Genomic DNA, 18158 nt, shown 5'->3' with positions numbered 1-18158 from the left:
GGCGGGCCAGTTCGCGTTCAGCCAGGTCGGCTGGACGTTCACCGGCCTGTCCGATGGGACGGCAGGGCCGGCCGCTGCCGGGGCCGGAGCACCGCGGCCGGACCGGGCCTTCCCGGGGCTGGGGCACCGGGTGCCCAGGCACGACCAGGTGGCGATCGGGTGGGCGGACCTCGATCGCCACGCTGATCCGTGCCGGCGCACGGAGACGGCCCGCCGGTCAGCGGCGGACCGCGACGAACAACCCTCTGCCGGCCAACCCCTCCTCCCAGTACTCCGCGTCACAACCCGCGCCGGCGAACGCGGCAAGATAGTCCTCACGCCGATAGACACCCATCACCTGGTCGTCGGCGCAGTGGCGGATGCCGTCGGCGTCGGCCACGATGAAATGCGTCTCCAGGTGGTGCCTGCCGTCACGAAGGACGCCGTGCGAGACTCGCGCGACGGTCACGCCGTCGTCCCCGCGCACGATGTCGCCGACCACGGTGCCGTCGGTGGCCCTCTCCGGTGAGTACCACGGCTCCACGACGAGCACCCCTCCAGGGTTGAGATGCCGCGCCATGCAGGCGATCGCGGACGTCAACCCCGGCAAAGGCAGAAAGGCGATCGAGCTGTTGAGACAGATCACCGCGTCGAACGTGCGGCCGAGCGCGAAGTCGCTCATGTCCCCGTCGTGGATCGGCACCCCCGGCAGTTTGCTCGTCGCCTGCTCCCGCATGGCGGGGGTGAGGTCGAGCCCTTCCACGTCGGGGAACATGTCCTTCAACGAGCGCAGGTGCTCTCCGGTGCCGCAGCCGACGTCCAGCAGCGAACGGGCGTCGGGCCTGTGTGCCCGGATGTGCTGGGCGACGGCCCCCGCCTCGGCGGTGTAGTCCTTGCCTCGTGCGGTGTAGACGCGATCGAAAAGCCTGGCGTGCTCGGTGTCGAAAAGCGTGGAACGGGCGGTGAAAGCGGTTCTGGTCATTCCTTCGTCTCTTTCTCTGGAGGGCTTGCCGTTTGTCCTCGCAGAAACAACTCTTCGACATCGCGAGACCTCGGACCAGAGAAATCGACGGCAGCAAGCTGCACGTCGGTGACCGCTTTCTGCCAGCTGTGAATGCGGATTCTCCTCTCAGTGCCCATGCGAAACCGTCCGGCCGCGAAATGGGTCTCCACGCCGTCCCGCCTCCGTTATGGGCCGCCCCCGGGGCGAGCGGGAAATCTGGAATGCCGAATTGGACGGCTCCGTACTCCCCGTTGGCGCGGCCGCGCAAGGCGCCGGGCCGGGATCGGTTGAACGCACCGCGTTCCCGTGATGGCCAAGCACGCAATCCAGAAGACGCTCACGACGGCCCCTGACGCCATACTGGGTACCGAACGTCGACTTCGAGTAAGGCCCCAGCGGTACGAAAAGCCGGCCGGATACCACCTACTGACGCGGCGACCTTTCGCGATGCGCGCCCCCCTGTTCCCGGCGTGCGAGGGGCCCCGCCGACCGGCTGCCGCTGGGCGCGTCGCCTGGCATGGCCGCTGTCGCTCATCATCTAGAAGGAAGGGCTCCGATGCGGATCCTCTTCGTGACCAACCCCTTCAGATCACATCTGTACGTGCAGGTGCCGATGGCGTGGGCGCTCCGTAACGCAGGGCATGAGGTGTGCATCGCGGGTCCGCCGGATATGGCCGACGTCATCGCGAGCACCGGACTTCCCGGCGTGTCGATCGGCGAGATGCTTGTCCTTGAGGAGAAGGTCATGCAGGTGCCGCCGATCGAGGGGGCGACGGGGCCCGCCGACCCTCGCGGCCTGCGCACCGGGAAGTCCGTGCAGACCGACTTCGGCTGGGGCGATCCGTACATCGAGTTCAAGGACCTCATCTCAGGCGTGCGCGGGGTGTTCTACCCGGACTCCACGGTCGACGACCTGGTGAGCTTCGCTCGTACGTGGCGTCCCGACCTGGTGATCACGGACCCGACCGCTCTGCCCGGCGCGGTGGCGGCCCGCGCCGTCGGCGCGGCGCATGCCCGGATGCTGTTCACCGTTGACAGGCTGGCGCAGCTCCGTGCGGCCTGCCGTGACCGGCTCGAATCCGAGGGCGACCCGCTGCGCGACTGGCTGCAGCCGCTCATGGAGCGGGTCGGCTCCGAGTTCGACGAGTCGGCGGCGGTCGGCCAGTGGACCCTGTCCCCCATGCCGCTGTACGTCTGGCGGCCGCAGGGCGTGCACTACGTGCCGATGCGCAACGTCCCGTTCAACGGCCCCGCGACGACGCCGAAGTGGGTGTACGAGGAGCCCACCCGCAGGCGCGTCTGCATGACGCTGGGCATCTCACACCGGGACGCCAACATCGAGGGCACGTCGGCTTCGGCCACCGAGCTCTTCGACGCGATCGCCGACCTCGACCTCGACGTGATCGCGACCTTCAACGCCAAGCAGCTAGAGTCGGTGCCGAAGCTCCCGGACAACGTCCGTACCGTCGACTTCGTCCCGTTGAACGCGCTGCTGCCCTCGTGTTCGGCGATCGTCCACGAAGGCGGCTGCGGGACCTTCGCGTCGGCGATCGAGCACGCCGTCCCGCAGGTCATCGTGCCCAACGACTTCAAGGTCGAGAAGTGGTGGGGTTCGGTGGCCATGGCCAACGCGGCGGAGAGCCGGGGCGCCGGGGTGTACGCGGTCAACGCCGGCAGCCTGACCGCCGACGTGCTGCGCGACAGTCTCAAGCTGGTCCTGGAGGACCCGTCGTACGCGGCGAACGCCGCTCAGCTGCGCACCGAGGTGCGATCCATGCCGAGCCCGAACGACGTCGTGCCGGTGCTGGAGAAGCTGACCGCCGAATACCGCACGTCGCGCCCCTGAACCGCTCTTCGATCTTGAGGGGTAGAGGGGTGCCGGCGTGAGCCCGCGACGCCGGCCGCCGGCCGATGGATGGCCGCCGGCGCCGGGGGCCGCACGGCCCCCGGACGCTCTGTCGCCCCTGGACGTTCCACGGCCGGCAGCGGGCTCACCATCTCGATCGGGCCGCCGGCCCGCGCATCCCCACCCCTGACCTACGAATCGAAGAACGGACCGGAAGATGAAGGGAATCGTTCTCGCCGGGGGCAGCGGTACACGGCTGTTCCCGCTGACCTTGGTGACGTCCAAGCAGCTGCTCGCCATCTACAACAAGCCGATGGTGTACTACCCGCTCTCCGTGCTGATGCTGGCCGGGATCCGGGACATTCTGATCATCTCCACACCGTCGGCCGTCCCCGTCATGCAGAGCCTGCTCGGCGACGGCTCCAAGCTCGGCCTGAACCTGACCTACAAGGTGCAGGACGAGCCGCGCGGCATCGCCGAGGCGTTCCTGATCGGCGCCGACCACATCGGTGGCGACAGCTCGGCGCTGATCCTCGGCGACAACCTCTTCCACGGTGCCGGATTCCCGGAGTTGCTGCGCCACGCGCGGGAATCGCTCGATGGCTGCACCCTGTTCGGGTACCCCGTGCCCGACCCGGAGCGGTACGGCATCGGCGAGGTCGACTCCGAGGGCATGCTGGTCTCCATCGAGGAGAAGCCGGTGCTCCCGCGCTCCGACAACGCGATCGCGGGCCTGTACTTCTACGACAACCAGGTCGTCGACATCGCCCGGGGGCTCGCCCCCTCGGCGCGCGGCGAACTGGAGATCACCGACGTCAACCTCGAATACCTCAGGCGGGGCCGGGCGAGACTGATCGGGCTGGGCCGTGGCTGCACCTGGCTCGACTGCGGCACCTACGACTCCCTGCTGGCCGCCAGCCAGTACGTGCAGGCCGTCGAGAAGCACCAGGGTGAGCGGGTGGCCTACCTGGAGGAGATCGCCCTGCGCATGGGCTTCATCGACGCGGAGGCCTGCTACCAGCTCGGCGCCGAAATGCGGCAGTCGAACTACGGCCGGTACCTCACGGAGATCGCTTACGCGCTGGACTGAGCGGTCCCACCGCGTACACGGGTCACCTCGGCCCGGGGCACGGCCCGCCCGGGTTCCGCCGTGCCGAGGTGACCGGCGGCGAGCGGAGCCCGGGGCACCGCTCGCCCGGGTTCCAACGCGCCGAGGTGACCGGCGGCGAGCGGGCCGTACGGTGGGACGTCGCGAGCGAACAAGGTCGAACGAGGAGATCCCATGCTTTTCGCGCCGCTCACCCTGCGGTCCCTCACCATCCCCAACCGCGTGTGGATGGCGCCGATGTGCCAGTACTCGGCCGCCACCGACGGCCCGGACACCGGAGCGCCTGACGACTGGCACTTCGCCCACCTCGCGGCGCGGGCGGTGGGCGGCGCCGGGCTGATCCTCACCGAGGCCACCGCCGTCTCCCCCGAGGGACGGATCAGCCCCGCCGACCTCGGGCTGTGGAACGACCGTCAGCAGGCGGCGTTCGGCCGGATCACCGGCTTCCTGTCCCGGCACGGCGCCGTGCCGGGCATCCAGCTCGCGCACGCCGGCCGCAAGGCCTCCGCCGACCGGCCCTGGCGCGGCGGCGCTCCCCTCGGCACCGGGGAAGGCGGCTGGCCCACGGTCGCGCCCAGCCCGGTTCCCTTCGCCGGCGGCTACCCGGTACCCGAGGAGCTGTCGGCCGACGGGATCCGCGGCGTGGTGGCCGATTTCGCCGCCGCGGCCGAGCGCGCGCTGCGGGCGGGCTTCCAGGTCGTGGAGATCCACGGCGCGCATGGCTACCTGATCGGCGAGTTCCTCTCCCCGCACAGCAACCACCGCACCGACGCCTACGGCGGCCCGTTCGAGAACCGCATCCGTTTCGCCCTGGAGGTCGTCGACGCCGTCCGCGCCGTCTGGCCCGATGAGCTGCCGATATTCTTCCGGATCTCGGCCACCGACTGGCTCCCCGACGGCCAGGGCTGGACCGTGGACGACACCGTGCGCCTGGCCAAGGAGCTGCTCGCCCGCGGCGTCGACCTGCTGGACGTCTCCAGCGGCGGCAACGCCTCGGGGGTGAGGATCGCCACCGGCCCCGGGTACCAGGTGCCGTTCGCGGCCCGGGTGCGCGCCGAGACCGGCTGGACGGTGGCCGCGGTCGGCCAGATCACCGACCCCCATCAGGCCGAGTCGATCCTCACCTCCGGTCAGGCCGACGCCGTCCTGCTCGGCCGCGAACTGCTGCGCGACCCCTACTGGCCGCGGCGCGCCGCCCGCGCGCTGGACGTGCCGCCACGCCGGCCCGAGCAGTACCTTCGCGCCAACTGAGATCCCCCCGGCCCGCGGCCGCGCACCTTCCGGCTTGCGGTTCTCGTACCGCCTCCCATCTGCGATTTCTTCCCCATTGCGCACTTCCCCACTGGTTCGGCCGTGCACGGTTCTACGCCTCTTCACGGTGTTACGCTCGATTTCGACCCGCCGGTCCGGTTGTCCGCAGACCTCGAACGTCGTCACACCCCCAGACATCTCGGAGTGTCCATTGTCGACTTGGAGCGCAACTCGCGTACCTGACGGACGGTTCGATACGCCTGTCACGCCGAACGGCCGAGCCTTGCTGGCCCTGATAGAGCAGGACGCCGCCCGGATCCGGGACGAGGCCGCCGACCACGACCGTTTCGGCGAGTTTCCGACGGAGACCTTCGAGCGGTTCCTGGACAACGGGGTCATGGCGGGCACCGTCCCCGAGGAGCTCGGCGGCCTCGGAGTCTCGCGCCTGTCCGACGTGGCGGCGGTGCTGGCCGCCGTCGCCGAGGCCGACGCCTCGACCGCGCTCGCCCTGCACGTGCAGTTCAGCCGTGGCCTGACCTTCGCCTACGAGTGGCAGCACGGCTCGCCGCCGGTGCGGGCGCTGGCGGAGCGGATGCTGCGGGGCATGGCGTCAGACCGGCTCGTGATCTGCGGCGGTGCGAAGGACCACCACACGGCGGTGACCCGGCTGACGCCCGACGGGCGCGGCGGCTGGCTGCTGTCGGGCCGTAAGACACTGGTGACCCTCGCGCCGATCGCCACCCACTTCCTGGTGCACACGCAGAAGGTCGTCGACGGCGAGCCGGTCACGCTCGCCGCCGCGATGCTCGACCGCGCGACCCCCGGGCTGACGGTCCTGCCCGAGTGGGACGGCCTCGGCATGCGGGCGTCGGGCACCTGCGACATCGTGTTCGACAACTGCCCGGTCGCCGAGGAGGACGTGCTACAGCGGGGAGTGATCGGCGCGCACAGTGACCGCGCGCTGGCCGGGCAGACCGTCAGCTCCATCACCATGCTCGGCATCTACGCCGGCGTCGCACGCGCCGCCCGCGACATCGCCGTCAGCACGGCCGCGCGCCGGTCGGCCGCGCCGTCGGCGGCCGTACGGGCCCTCGTCTCCGACATCGAGACCAACCTCTACACGCTCCGGGCCACGGCCACGGCGGCGCTCGCCAACGCCGACGACCTCAACGACGACCTCACCGGTGACCTGGACGAGCGCGGCAGGCGCATGATGGTGCCGTTCCAGTACGCCAAGCTGGCGGTGAACCGGCTGGCGAAGTCGGTGGTCGACGACTGCCTGACCGTCATCGGCGGCGCGGCGTACGGGGCGGCGCATCCGCTGTCGCGGCTCTACCGCGACGTGTGCGCGGGATGGTTCATGCAGCCGTACACCTATGTGGACGCGGTGGACTTCCTCAGCAGTCAGTCACTCGGCATCGACCGTGACAACAACTACATGAGCTACCGCGCGAACGCCGCCACCGCCGCACGCTGACGGTCGTGGTGGGCCGGATCCGATCGGACGGCGGCGACACCCGCCACGGAAATCCGGTGCAGGATGCCCGGGGGGCTGGTTCGATAGGGGGATGGACTCCTCCCGGCTCCTCAGCTGCTTCGAGCATGACTTCGCCCTGCTGCGCGCCGCCGTCGCCGGCGCCGATCCTTCAGCCCCCGTGCCGTCGTGCCCCGGCTGGTCCGTCGGCGATCTCGCGCGGCACGTCGCCAAGGTCTACCTGCACAAGGCCGAAGCCATCCGGCTCAATGCCTTCCCCGACGAGTTGCCGCCCGGCGTGCTCGACGCCGATCCCGTGACCTCGCTGGACAAGACCCACGCCCTGCTGACCGGGCAGTTCTCGGCGCACTCCCCCGCCGGCCCCGCGCCCACCTGGCACGAGCCCGATCAGACCGTCGGCTTCTGGATCCGCCGCATGGCCCAGGAGACGGTGATCCATCGCATCGACGCCGAGCTCGCGGCGGGCCGTCCGGTGTCCCCGGTCCCGGACGATCTCGCCTTCGACGGCATCGACGAGGTGCTGAGGCTGTTCGTCGGCTACGGGAGCACCCGCTGGCTGGACGACTTCGGCACCCTCCTCGACGCTCCGGACGAGCGGCCCGTCTCGGTCTCCACGAGCCACCACGCCTGGACGCTGAGGGCCGTCGCCGGCGAGGGCCCTCAGCCCGGCCATGTGGAGGTGAGTGACGCCGCCACGGGCTTCGACGGGGACGCGCTGGTGAGCGGGGACGCGATGCCGCTGCTGCTCTGGCTCTGGAACCGCGGCGACGACGCGTCCGTACGGATCTCCGGCGACGCGGCCCTGCTGAAGCAGTTCCACGCCCTGAGGACCGCCGCGACGCAGTGAACCTACAGCGCTCGCGCCACCAGTCCGCGGTCGCGGTGCGCCCGTCGGCGAACTGGACGGTTGAACCGCTCGTCCGGGCGCGCCGACCAGTATTCGTCGATCTTCGCGCCGATGAGGGCGTGTAGTGGCGCATGACGGTGCCGGGGTAGCTGAAGTCGTTACGGGGCAGCCCGGCGACCTCCTCGTTGTACGCGGTGGGGCCGTACTCGTTGCCGATGTGCCACATCGCCAGTGCCGGGTGGTAGGAGTGGCGCTCGGCGAGCCTGGTGGTGATGTTCGCCGCGTACCGGCGGTAGATCGGCGACGAGGGGTCGTAGTGCTGACGGTTCCCGAAACCGAACGGCTCGCCGTCCGCCATGATCGGGAAGACCTCGGGGTGCAGACGGGTCAGCCAGACCGGGGGCGCGGTTCCTGAAGCCGTCCATGCGAGGGTTCGTCATTTCGAGTCCTCCTCTTGTGATGCCGCCGCGCCAGGACCGCCGAAGGCGAAGGCCCCTCAGACCGTGAACGCCTCGCGGACCTCGGCGATCACCGGGCGGCTGTTCAGCAGCAACACCGATGCGAGTACCGAGGCCAGCAGCGCCGGAACCACCTCGGAGGCGACCAGCGTGAGGCCGGCCGCCACGACCAGAAGGGCGGCGTTGCCCAGTGCGGTCCGGGGGGAACGGGTGAGGAAGTACGCGGCCAGGCGGGCCACGTCCCTCGCCCGGAACTCGAACAGGGAGGTGATCACCAGTGCGTTGGCCACCCAGAGGGTCGCCGCCACCGCGATGAGGACCGACAGCACGGCCCACCATCGCGGGACGCCGGCGGCGGCGAAGTTCGCGAGATTCGACCCGATGACGGCCAGCCACACCAGCCACGGGATCCACAGCTTCACGACCCCGCGGAAGTTGGCCCTGTACCCGCGCCAGAACGCCGCCGCCGGATGAAGCTCGGTGAGATCGAGGCGACGATGGTGCAACGCGTACACCGCCGCCGAGAGCGCGGGACCGACCGGAAGCAGGCAGGCCGCGGCCAGCGGGACGTCGGCCGCGTCACGGTCGAGAAGGACGAGCCCGACCAGGCCGGGCGAGGTGGCGGTCAGGAGCAGGAGCTCGACCACGAGCAGGGTGTAGACGAGAGCGGAGGCGCGTGAAAGGGGTCCTTCGCCGAACCGGCGTCCGGCCGTCGCATCGGTCATGGGAGACTCGGGCGGGGTCCGCATCGTCCTCCTTCGCTCACCACGCTCTCCGTTTCCGCCGCGCCCGGGAGCCTGCGGCCCCCCGCGGTCAGCCGTGTTGCTTCTTGAAGCGGTCGTAGGCGGTGTTCACCAGGTTGACGTAGGACGACATGTTCTTCCCTTCGAGTTCGCTGACGTAGGCGGCCCAATCGCCGAAGTCGCGCTTGCCAAGGATGAACTTCATCGTGTTCTGGGTGACGTGGTCCTTGAGCGGTGTCTGCCACAGCGTCACCTGCTCGCGCTCCTCGTCGGTGAGCGGGTGCGGAGGCGGCGCCGGCAGGGGCTTCCTCGCGTTCATCACCTTCTGGAACGCCACCTCCTCCTCGGAGAAGGTCGACTGGAGCAGCTCGGTGCTGCCGCCGTAGGCGAACACGCCGTTGGAGAAGCCGAAGTCCTTCTGCAGGTGCTTCGTCGCCTTGGGGTTGAGCCCGACGAAGTCGACGTCCGGCGCCAGCTTGTACTTCCCGGACGCGTCCTTGGTGTAGGTGACCCCGTCGACGCCCCATTTGGCGAACACCTGGCCCTCGTCGGAATACCAAAGCCAGTCGATGAACTGCATCATGGCGACGAAGTTCTTGCTGTCGCGGGCCTTCTTGGAGATCATGATGCCGTTCTCCAGGCGGGTGTTCCCCGCGCCGTACTTGATCGGCCCCAGCGGCCCGACGGGCAGGGGGATCTTGACGAGCACGGCCTTCGGATTCGCCTTCGAAAGCGGCGGCCGGTACTCGTTGACCAGCGTCTGCGCGTTCGAGCTGATCACGAAGGACTTGCCGGACACCAGCTTCTGGATCGCCAGGTCGTCGGTCTGCGTGAAGCTCTCCGGGTCGAGCAGCTTCTCCTCCACCAGGGTCTGAAGGTACTGCAGCATCTGCTTGTACTGGTCCATGGCACCGGTGAAGGCGAACTTGCCGGCGGCGGGGTCCCACGACATCCCGTCCCCGTAGCCCCAGCCTCCGGGGGCGCCGTAGGAGATGCCGATGATGTTCAGCAGGTTGGCGCCGGGCGTGAGGGTTCCCCAGCGGTCGGACATGGGGTAGGAGTCGGGGTACTCCTCCTTCATCGCCTTCAGCACCGTGCGCAGGTCGTCCCAGGTCTGCGGGATCTCAAGTCCCAGCTTGTCGAGAACGTCCTTACGGACCGCCAGGGAGTAGTCCACCCAGAAGTCCTCGTGGAGCCCGGGGAGCACGTAGTAGCGGCCGTCCGACTGCCGGAGCGTGTCCAGGTCGCCCTGGAGGTTCCACTTGGCGACCTTCTCCTTGAAGTTCGGCATCAGGTCGACGTAGTCGCTGACCGGGAGGATGGCGCCGGACGCGACGAAGGGGGTCTCCTGGCCGGGATAGGTCTTCGGGATGATGAACGGGGCGTCGCCGGCGCCGATCAGCAGGCTGCGTTTCTTCTCGTAGTCGCTGAGCGGCACCACGCTCGGCTCGATCTTCACGTTGGTCCGCTTGCTCAGCTCCGACCAGAACAGCCAGTCGTTCTTCATCGGGTAGAACGGGTGGTTGTTGTAGAGCATGGTGAACGAGAGCGGCGCGGCGGCCCTGAACCGGCCGCCGGCGCCGTAGCCGGGCATCGCGCCCTCCCGGTTCGCCGAGAAGTCGTCCCCCTTCTTCTTGGAGTCGTCACTGCCGCAGCCGGCCAGTGCGAGGAACGCGCCTACCGCGACCATCGCCTGACGCCGGTTCATCTGGTACATGGGAGTCCTTTCGCGCGGAACGGGGGGTGTGCGGAGGCCGCCGGAGGCGAGGGGCTATTGCTTGACCGCGCCGAGCATCACTCCTGTGACGAAGTACCGCTGGACGAAGGGGTAGATCCCCACGATGGGAAGGATGGTGAGCACCATCGTCACCGCCTTGATGTTGGCGGCCACCGTGAGGTCCATGGCGTCGGCTCCGACGGACGACGCGGTGGTGGCCCCGGCGATCAGGTTGCGCAGGTAGACGGTCACCGGGAACAGATCGGACTGACTCATGTAGAGGAAGGCGGCGAACCAGGAGTTCCAGAACGCGACGGCGTAGAAGAGCGTCATCGTGGCGATCACCGCCTTCGACAGCGGCAGCACGATCCGGAGCAGGATGCCGTAGGTGCCCATGCCGTCGATCGCGGCGGCCTCCTCCAACTCGACTGGCAGTCCCTCGAAGAACGTCTTCATGATCAGCAGGTTGAAGACGCTGATGGCGTTCGGGAGGACGACGGCCCAGATGCTGTCCTTCAGTCCGATGCCGGTGATCAGGACGTAGTTGGGGATGATGCCGCCGGAGAAGAACATGGTGAAGACGGCGATCCCGACCAGTGTCTTGCGGCCCTTGAGGTGCTTCTTGGACAGGACGTAGGCGTAGCAGGTGGTCAGGAGCATCGAGATCAACGTGGCCACGACCGTGTACACCACGGTGTTGCGGTAGTTCGTCCAGAACATCGGGTCGGAGACCACGTATTCGTACGTCTTGAGGGTGAACCCGCGTGGGACGAGGTTGACCTGACCGGACCGGATGAAGTTCTCGTCGCTCAGCGAGCGAGCGATGACGTTGATGAAGGGGTACAGGGTCACGATCACGACGCCGGCGAGCACGACGGCGTTGACCCCCTGGAACAGGCGATATCCCCTGGTTCTGTCCACTGTCACCACAGGCTCGTCCCAACCGCGCGACGGGAGATCAGGTTCGCCGACATGACCAGGGTCAGCCCGATCAGGGCCTCGAACAGGCCGATCGCCGCGGCGTAGCTGAAGTTGTTGGATTCGACGCCCATGCGGTACAGGTACGTGGAGATCACGTCGGCGGTCGGGTACGTCAGCGGGTTGTAGAGCAGGAGGATCTTCTCGAAACCGACCGCCATGAACGCGCCGATGTTCAGGATCAGCAGAGTGACCGCGGTCGGCCGGATGCCGGGGAGGGTCACGTGCCAGGTCTGCCGCCATCGGCCCGCGCCGTCGATCCGCGCCGCCTCGTACAGCTGGTCATCGATGGTCGTGAGCGCGGCGAGATAGAGGATCGTCCCCCACCCGACGGTCTGCCACATCTCCGAGGAGACGTAGATCGTGCGGAACCACTCCGGCTGCTGCAGGAACGTGATCGGGGCGTCGCCCACCACGCGCAGGACCTGGTTCACCGGCCCGTCGACCGACAGCAGCTCGATGACGAGACCGGCCACGACCACCATCGAGAGGAAGTGCGGCAGGTAGGACACCGACTGGACGAACCGCTTGAGGCGCCGGTGCCGGACCTCGTTGATCAGCAACGCGAGCACGATCGGCAACGGGAAGCAGAACAACAGGGTCAGCGCGCCGAGGAGCAACGTGTTGCCGAACACGTGCCAGAACGTCGGGTCGTTCAGGAACAGCCGCACGTAGCGCAGGCCCACCCACTTCTCGCCCAGCACGCTGCCGCCGGGCTCGAACTTCCGGAAGGCGATCACGTTGCCGATCATCGGCAGGTACCGGAAGACCACGAAGAACAGCAGGGGGAGGACGGCCAGCGAGTACAGCTGCCAGTCGCGACGCAGCGCCTGCCGCCAGGTGGGACCAGGTCGCCGCTTCCCGCGGGCGGGATCGGGCCTCACCTCGGAACGACCGGCCCTGGGAAAGCGCTTCCCGAGGGAGCCGACCTCGGGCCTGGCTCGCCCGGACGGAGACGACCGCATATCTCGCCGTCGTGTGGACTCACCAAAAGCGGGCCTCGATTCGTTCGGCGGCTGGTCGCTCATGCCATCCCCTCGGCCGACGACGGCGTCGTCCACATGTCGGCGACATGTCACGGTGAAAGGCCCGAAATTTTCGGAGTCACGCATTAATATTGCGGAAATATAGGAGCCCTGTCCAGGTTCGTCAAGAGGGTGGTCAACCACCACTCGGCCGGTTCCTCCAAGCCCTGTTCACAGCCCAGCGGCACTCCGGCATCGCACCCCAGGCCGAAACTTTCGGATCGACGAGAGCGTCGGTGCCTCGTCGTCACCCCCGGCAGGCCCCGGGCCGCCGTGACCGGTACTTTCGATCGGCTCGAATCGGATCGTCTCCGATGAACCTTTCACGGTCGCCGGAGGCCCCGAAGGCGCTGACGGCGCAAGCCCCCCAGGTGAGAGCACGCCGGCGGGGCGCGGCGGCGCGCCGGCGTTCTGGCGCGTTGACGGGGCCCGCCCACATCAGGTTTGATCCGCCCAGAGCGGGCTATCGCGCCTCACCGAAGGAGGAATCCAGACGCTTACGCAGGTCAGCGATCACAGCTTCCTGTTCTCCGCCTGGCGCGGCGTCTCGAAGCGCGGCGTCTCGAAGCGCGGTGTCTCGAAGCGCGGTGTCTCGAAGCTCGCGAGCCAGGTGGCGAGAAGCGATTCCAACTGTGCGGCCTCGTCCGGCGTCAGATAGTCGAGGAGGCGGCGTTCATTGCGCATGTGCTCGGTGAACGCCTGGTCGATCAGTTCCCTGCCGGCATCGGTGAGTGCGACGACACGTGCTCGGCCATCGCTCGTGCTGGGACGGCGTGTGACCAGCCCTTCGCGTTCGAGCCGGTCGACGCGTTTGGTCATCGCCCCCGTGGTGACCATGGTGAACGCGGCAAGCTCTCCGGGTGCGCGTTCGAAGGGCTCACCGGCGCGCCGGAGGGCGGCGAGCACATCGAACTCCCCTTCCCCGAGCCCATAGCGCCGGTAGACGACACAAAGCTGTTCGGTGAGGTGGCCGGCGAGGCGGTGGAGCCGTCCGATCACACCTTGTGGCGCCACGTCCACGTCGGGTCGTTCACGGGCCCAGGCCTGCTGGATGCGAGCGACATGGTCCAGGTGCTCGTTCACGTTCCTACTATAGCTTCCATGGAAGCTATAGTAGCTTCCATGGAAGCTACTTTCCGGTGGGGGCCCGTCACCGCGATCGCACCCGTGGCGTGGGGGACCACCTATTTCATCACCCATCGGTTCCTACCGGCCGACTACCCGCTTTACGGAGCGGTGATCCGGGCGCTGCCCGCGGGCCTGTTGCTCCTCCTCGTCCGCAGGAAGCGTCCCCACGGGTCATGGTGGTGGAAGTCGCTGGTCCTCGGCACCATGAACATGGGCGCGTTCTTCGCATTGGTCTATCTGGCGGCGCAAACGCTTCCGACGAGCATCGCATCGACGATCATGGCGACCTCGCCGATCGTGATGATGCTTTTCGCCTGGGCGGCGCTGTCCGAGCGCCCGAAGGCGACGCACATGACCGGAGCCGGCATCGGGATCGGGGGCGTCTGCCTCATGCTGCTGGATGGCGGGGGCACCGTGCGGGCCTCCGGTGTACTCGCTTCTGTCATGGCCATGGTGATGTCGTCCCTTGGCTACGTGCTCGCCAAGAAGTGGAGCTCGGACGTCGATGTCTTCTCGCTGACCTCTTGGCAGCTCGTCGCGGGGGGAGTCGTCCTGCTGCCTGTCGCGGTCGCGACGGAGGGATCACCGCCCACCCTGGACGGGTCCGCGTTGCTCGGCTTCAGCTATGTCACGGTCGTCGCGACCGCGCTCGCCTTCGCCGCCTGGTTCACGGGACTACGGCACCTGAGTGCCGGAACGGTGGGGCTCATCGGGTCACTCAACCCGATGAGCGGTGTCCTGTTCGGCACCATGGTCGCCGGTGAAACGCTCGCCGTGCACCAGATCTGCGGACTCGCGCTGGTCTTCCTCGGGATCCTTTCCGGCCAGCCCTTCACGGCTCGCCTCGTCACGCTGGTCAGAGCCCACCGATCGAAGCACACCGCCCACGCACATGATCAAGCGGAGTGCGTCGGGTGACCTGCCTCTCCGCTTCCACCTGCTCGCCGAGCCGCTGACTGCCCATATCAGCACCATCCGCCATCCCTGCTCGTGATTTTCGGTAGATATACGGATGCCGCTACGTATGTACTGCGCCTTCCGGTGGCCCTACCGTCACGCACAAGTGGATTCGCCCCTTCGAAGTCAGGAGCGTCGTCACATGTCGTAGCCGTACCGACGGTAGAACGCCACTCCCGGCCCTGGGAGTCATGCCGGGTGCCGTACGGGTCTCGACCGCCTCGGCCGCCGACCGGCATATCCGGCGTGTGAGCATTCGTTTCTCCACACCCCCCAGTCCCACACCCTCGCGCCGTCCAGCGATCCGTGACGGCGCGATGAGCGCCGCCCGCCCACCCGGCGGAAGCGCGACAGTGGGATGCCGAGAAAGGAAAACGCACTTGAGGCGCACAGCTGTCCTCACGGCGACCGTCATCATGGCCCTGACGGGCCTGCTCGCGTCCGCTACCCCCGCGACCGCCCAGGCTCCACCGGGAAGCACCCGGCACAACGCACCCGACAGTACGTCCCGGAGTGCCCCCCTCACCGCCCTGGCGGCCCCCGACGTCAGCCTGCCGAACATCAAGGCCCATCTGAGCCAGTTGCAGAGCATCGCCACCTCCAACGGCGGCACCCGCAGGTCGACCACCGCCGGCTACACCGCGTCGGTCTCCTACGTCGAGCAGAAACTGCAGGCCGCCGGCTACACCACCCGCCGCGTGACCTGCACGCCGGGTTGCACCAGCGGCGCCGGGCCCGATCTGATCGCCGACTGGCCGGGCGGGGACGAGAACCAGGTCATCATGTCCGGCGCCCACCTGGACAGCGTCTCGGCCGGTCCCGGCATCAACGACAACGGCTCGGGGTCGTCGATGCTGCTGGAGGTCGCCCTGACCCTGGCCGCGCAGCGCCCGACGATGACCAAGCATGTGCGATTCGGCTGGTGGAGCGACGAGGAGCAGGGCCTTCTCGGCTCGCGCGCCTACGTCAACTCGCTCAGCTCGACCGATCGCTCCAAGATCAAGCAGTACCTCAACTTCGACATGGTCGGCTCGCCCAACGGCGGCTACTTCATCAACAACATCACCACCACGGCCGCCGCCGACCTGCGCGCGTTCTACACCAACCTCGGCCTGCAGCCGGAAGAGAACACCGAGGGCGCCAACCGCTCCGATGACGCCTCCTTCCGCAACGCGGGCATCGCCACCTCCGGTGTCGCGGCCGGCGCCAGCGCCACCAAGACCTCGGCGCAGGCCGCCAAGTGGGGCGGCACGGCGGGGCAGGCGTACGACTCCTGCTACCACCGGTCGTGCGACACGACGGCCAACATCAACGACACCGTCCTGGACCGGGCGGGCGACGCCCTGGCGTACGCCATCTGGACCCAGGCCGTGGGCACTCCCACCGGCAGGGATTTCTCGATCAGCGCCAACCCCGCGTCGAGCTCCGTGCCGGCGGGGCAGGCGGTCACGACCACGATCAACACCGCGACGACGTCGGGCACCGCGCAGACGGTGAACCTCACGACGGCGTCCGGGCTGCCGAGCGGCGCCACGGCGAACTTCAGCCCGGCCTCGGTGACCTCGGGCGGCTCCTCGACGCTCACGCTCTCCACCTCGGCGTCGACGCCGACCGGCACCTACGCCATCACCGTCACGGGCACCGGTGAGACCGTGACCCGCACCACGACCTGGACGCTGACGGTCAGCGGCACCGGCGGAAACCGGACGTTCACCAACGGCACCAACTACACGATCAACGACCTGTCGACGATCAACAGCCCGGTCACCTCGACCGCGACCGGCAGCGCCGTGTCGCCGGTCAAGGTCAGCGTGACGATCTCACACACCTGCGCCGAGGACCTGCAGATCCGCCTGCGCGGCCCGAACGGGACGTACTACACCATCGACAGCAGCGGTGGCTCGTCCTGCACCTCCTACGGCACCCGCACCTACTCGGTCCCGGTCACCCAGTCGGCCTCGGGAACCTGGACGCTGCAGGTGACCGACAACTACCAGCTCGACACCGGCTTCCTCGACACGTGGAGCGTCACCGTCTGAGCGTTGCCGAGCGTGTCCGAGCCTTCGCCGCACCGGTGACACGACGCCCCCGTCAGAGGATCTCTGACGGGGGCGTTCGGCTGCTGTGGAAGCTCCGGCCCTGGACGACGGGGCTGACGCGCGTCTTCCGTGCCCTTCGGTCCGCCGCCGGCTCCTATGCATATTTCCTACTTTTCCTGTAGGTATTGACTCAAATAATTCGTGCTGCCTACCATGAGCGCGGCGCGACGCCAGTGACCGGCCGGGCCCGCACCGGCGGCGCGAGGTGGTGCGCCGGCACGAGCTGACGAACCGTACAGTGCCGGTCCGTTCCCGTCCCGCCCAGCACGGGGGCGACCACGGCGCCTGTCTCGATTCGAGTGGGAGTACACGTGCAACCAGCCCCCCAGTCCACCGTGGTCCGCCGACGGCTGATCATGACGCTCGCCGTGGCCGGGCCGATCCTGCTGACCGCCGCCTGCGGCTCGGGCGGCGGAACCGCGAGCGCCGACGGCGACGCGGCCAAGGCCGGCGGAACGCTGACCTTCGCGGTCGGGTCGTACGCCGGCTGCGTCGACCCCCAGCAGGTCGGCAGCAACGACACCATCTACGCCCTGCGGCAGATCGTCGACTCGCTGACCGACCAGGATCCGGCCACGGGCAAGATCGTTCCCTGGCTCGCGGAGCGCTGGGAAGTGAGCCCGGACGCGCGGACCTTCACCTTCCACCTCCGTCCGGGAGCCACGTTCAGCGACGGGACGCCCGTCAACGCCCAGGCGGTCAAGGACACCTTCGACACCGCGCCCAAGCTCGGCGCCAAGGCCGTCCTCGCGATCGGCTACCTCAGCGGGTACACCGGCACCAAGGTCGTCGACGAGCTCACCGCGGCGGTCTCGTTCAAGCAGCCCAACGCCCAGTTCCTGCAGGCGACGTCGACCTTCTCGCTCGGCCTGGTCTCGCAGGCGAGCACCCGGAAGACGGCGGACCAGCGCTGCACCGAGGGGATCGCCGGGTCGGGCCCGTTCACGCTGGAGGGATACCGGGCGAACCAGTCGATCACCCTGGCCAGGCGTACCGGCTACAACTGGGGGTCGTCACTGTGGCGCAAGCCCGGCGAGGCCTACCTGGACAAGGTGGTGTTCACCATCGTCCCCGAGGCCGGGGTCCGCACCGGGAGCCTCCAGTCGGAGCAGGTCGACGCCATCGGCAGCGTCGGCCTCGCCGACGAGAGCACGTTGCGGGGCAGCGACGACGTCACCCTGCGGGCGCGGGCCAACCCGGGCGTGGTCTTCAACCTGGGACTCAACAACTCCCGCCCGCCGGCGCGCGACCCCGCGGTGCGCCAGGCGATCCAGGCGGCGATCGACCGGCCGCAGATCGTCGAGGCGATCTTCCCGACCGGCAGCAAGCCGGCGACGAGCATCCTGGCCCACACCACCCCGTTCTACACGGACCTCAGCGAGCGGCTCGCGTTCGATCCCGGCAGGGCCGCTTCGCTCCTGGACGCGGCCGGCTGGCGGCCCGGCGCCGACGGCATCCGGGCCAAGGACGGCGTCCGGCTGAGCCTTTCGGTCAGCTGGTTCGCCAACGCCGCGACGAACCGGC

15 protein-coding genes and 1 pseudogene are annotated in these 18158 nt (G+C 68.6%); 8 read left to right on the top strand and 8 right to left on the bottom strand.

Annotation, left to right across the window (positions count from 1 at the left end):
- Positions 1-217 precede the first annotated feature (217 nt).
- Positions 218-961 (bottom strand): class I SAM-dependent methyltransferase, encoded by a 744-nt coding sequence (locus tag AB0B89_RS26355; RefSeq protein ID WP_358558141.1) that lies wholly within the window; start codon positions 959-961, stop codon positions 218-220.
- Entirely contained in the window at positions 958-1152 is a 195-nt protein-coding gene (locus AB0B89_RS26350) for a hypothetical protein (RefSeq protein ID WP_358558138.1), read from the bottom strand. Before AB0B89_RS26350 ends, AB0B89_RS26355 begins: the two co-directional genes overlap by 4 nt.
- 386 nt (positions 1153-1538) lie before the next feature.
- Here AB0B89_RS26350 and AB0B89_RS26345 point away from each other — a divergent pair, with 386 nt between their 5' ends.
- The 5 genes from AB0B89_RS26345 to AB0B89_RS26325 all read left to right on the top strand — a co-directional run bounded on the left by AB0B89_RS26345 (position 1539) and on the right by AB0B89_RS26325 (position 7529).
- Positions 1539-2828: an activator-dependent family glycosyltransferase gene (locus tag AB0B89_RS26345; RefSeq protein WP_358558135.1), complete on the top strand. Its 1290-nt coding sequence runs from the start codon at positions 1539-1541 to the stop codon at positions 2826-2828.
- Between the two features lie 217 nt (positions 2829-3045).
- Entirely contained in the window at positions 3046-3918 is an 873-nt protein-coding gene (gene rfbA / locus AB0B89_RS26340) for a glucose-1-phosphate thymidylyltransferase RfbA (RefSeq protein ID WP_358558132.1), read from the top strand.
- Positions 3919-4110: 192 nt separating this feature from the next.
- Complete coding sequence (locus AB0B89_RS26335) at positions 4111-5187, top strand: NADH:flavin oxidoreductase/NADH oxidase (RefSeq protein ID WP_358558129.1); 1077 nt, start codon at positions 4111-4113, stop codon at positions 5185-5187.
- A 283-nt stretch (positions 5188-5470) separates the two neighbouring features.
- Positions 5471-6664 carry an acyl-CoA dehydrogenase family protein gene (locus AB0B89_RS26330; protein ID WP_358558126.1) on the top strand — a complete coding sequence of 398 codons (1194 nt, stop codon included), beginning with the start codon at positions 5471-5473 and terminating at the stop codon, positions 6662-6664.
- 91 nt (positions 6665-6755) lie between these two features.
- A complete protein-coding gene (locus tag AB0B89_RS26325; RefSeq protein ID WP_358558123.1) occupies positions 6756-7529 on the top strand; it encodes a maleylpyruvate isomerase N-terminal domain-containing protein in 774 nt (257 codons plus the stop codon).
- Positions 7530-7719: 190 nt separating this feature from the next.
- Here the strand turns inward: AB0B89_RS26325 and AB0B89_RS26320 are convergent.
- The 6 genes and pseudogenes from AB0B89_RS26320 to AB0B89_RS26295 all read right to left on the bottom strand — a co-directional run.
- Positions 7720-7929, bottom strand: a pseudogene (locus AB0B89_RS26320) (beta-galactosidase); the annotation flags it as partial.
- Between the two features lie 96 nt (positions 7930-8025).
- Positions 8026-8736, bottom strand: a complete 711-nt coding sequence (locus AB0B89_RS26315; RefSeq protein WP_358558120.1) for a DUF624 domain-containing protein — start codon at positions 8734-8736, stop codon at positions 8026-8028.
- 64 nt (positions 8737-8800) lie between these two features.
- Positions 8801-10438 (bottom strand): extracellular solute-binding protein, encoded by a 1638-nt coding sequence (locus AB0B89_RS26310; protein WP_358558117.1) that lies wholly within the window; start codon positions 10436-10438, stop codon positions 8801-8803.
- Between the two features lie 63 nt (positions 10439-10501).
- Entirely contained in the window at positions 10502-11374 is an 873-nt protein-coding gene (locus AB0B89_RS26305; RefSeq protein WP_358558114.1) for a carbohydrate ABC transporter permease, read from the bottom strand.
- Positions 11371-12309, bottom strand: coding sequence for an ABC transporter permease subunit (locus AB0B89_RS26300; protein WP_358558111.1), 939 nt, complete (start codon positions 12307-12309; stop codon positions 11371-11373). Before AB0B89_RS26300 ends, AB0B89_RS26305 begins: the two co-directional genes overlap by 4 nt.
- Before the next feature lie 654 nt (positions 12310-12963).
- Positions 12964-13533: a MarR family transcriptional regulator gene (locus tag AB0B89_RS26295; RefSeq protein WP_358558108.1), complete on the bottom strand. Its 570-nt coding sequence runs from the start codon at positions 13531-13533 to the stop codon at positions 12964-12966.
- Between the two features lie 39 nt (positions 13534-13572).
- Here AB0B89_RS26295 and AB0B89_RS26290 point away from each other — a divergent pair, with 39 nt between their 5' ends.
- The 3 genes from AB0B89_RS26290 to AB0B89_RS26280 all read left to right on the top strand — a co-directional run.
- Positions 13573-14496 carry an EamA family transporter gene (locus tag AB0B89_RS26290; RefSeq protein ID WP_358558105.1) on the top strand — a complete coding sequence of 308 codons (924 nt, stop codon included), beginning with the start codon at positions 13573-13575 and terminating at the stop codon, positions 14494-14496.
- 419 nt (positions 14497-14915) lie between these two features.
- The gene (locus tag AB0B89_RS26285) at positions 14916-16574 is read left to right on the top strand and encodes a M28 family peptidase (protein WP_358558102.1); all 1659 of its coding nucleotides are present in this window, start codon (positions 14916-14918) and stop codon (positions 16572-16574) included.
- 371 nt (positions 16575-16945) lie between these two features.
- On the top strand, positions 16946-18158 hold a 1213-nt coding region (locus AB0B89_RS26280; RefSeq protein WP_358558099.1), incomplete at its 3' end, for an ABC transporter substrate-binding protein.

It is taken from the genome of Sphaerisporangium sp. NPDC049002 (assembly GCF_040649355.1).
Lineage (GTDB): Bacteria > Actinomycetota > Actinomycetes > Streptosporangiales > Streptosporangiaceae > Sphaerisporangium.
Note: the sequence above shows the minus strand (reverse complement) of the source record. Positions and strands in the feature narration are given on the sequence as shown.

Coding starts and splice junctions, on each gene's coding strand:
- AB0B89_RS26355 (WP_358558141.1), bottom strand. CDS start 961: ATGACCAGAACCGCTTTCACCGCCCGTTCCACGCTTTTCGACACCGAG.
- AB0B89_RS26345 (WP_358558135.1), top strand. CDS start 1,539: ATGCGGATCCTCTTCGTGACCAACCCCTTCAGATCACATCTGTACGTG.
- rfbA (WP_358558132.1), top strand. CDS start 3,046: ATGAAGGGAATCGTTCTCGCCGGGGGCAGCGGTACACGGCTGTTCCCG.
- AB0B89_RS26335 (WP_358558129.1), top strand. CDS start 4,111: ATGCTTTTCGCGCCGCTCACCCTGCGGTCCCTCACCATCCCCAACCGC.
- AB0B89_RS26325 (WP_358558123.1), top strand. CDS start 6,756: ATGGACTCCTCCCGGCTCCTCAGCTGCTTCGAGCATGACTTCGCCCTG.
- AB0B89_RS26315 (WP_358558120.1), bottom strand. CDS start 8,736: ATGCGGACCCCGCCCGAGTCTCCCATGACCGATGCGACGGCCGGACGC.
- AB0B89_RS26310 (WP_358558117.1), bottom strand. CDS start 10,438: ATGAACCGGCGTCAGGCGATGGTCGCGGTAGGCGCGTTCCTCGCACTG.
- AB0B89_RS26290 (WP_358558105.1), top strand. CDS start 13,573: ATGGAAGCTACTTTCCGGTGGGGGCCCGTCACCGCGATCGCACCCGTG.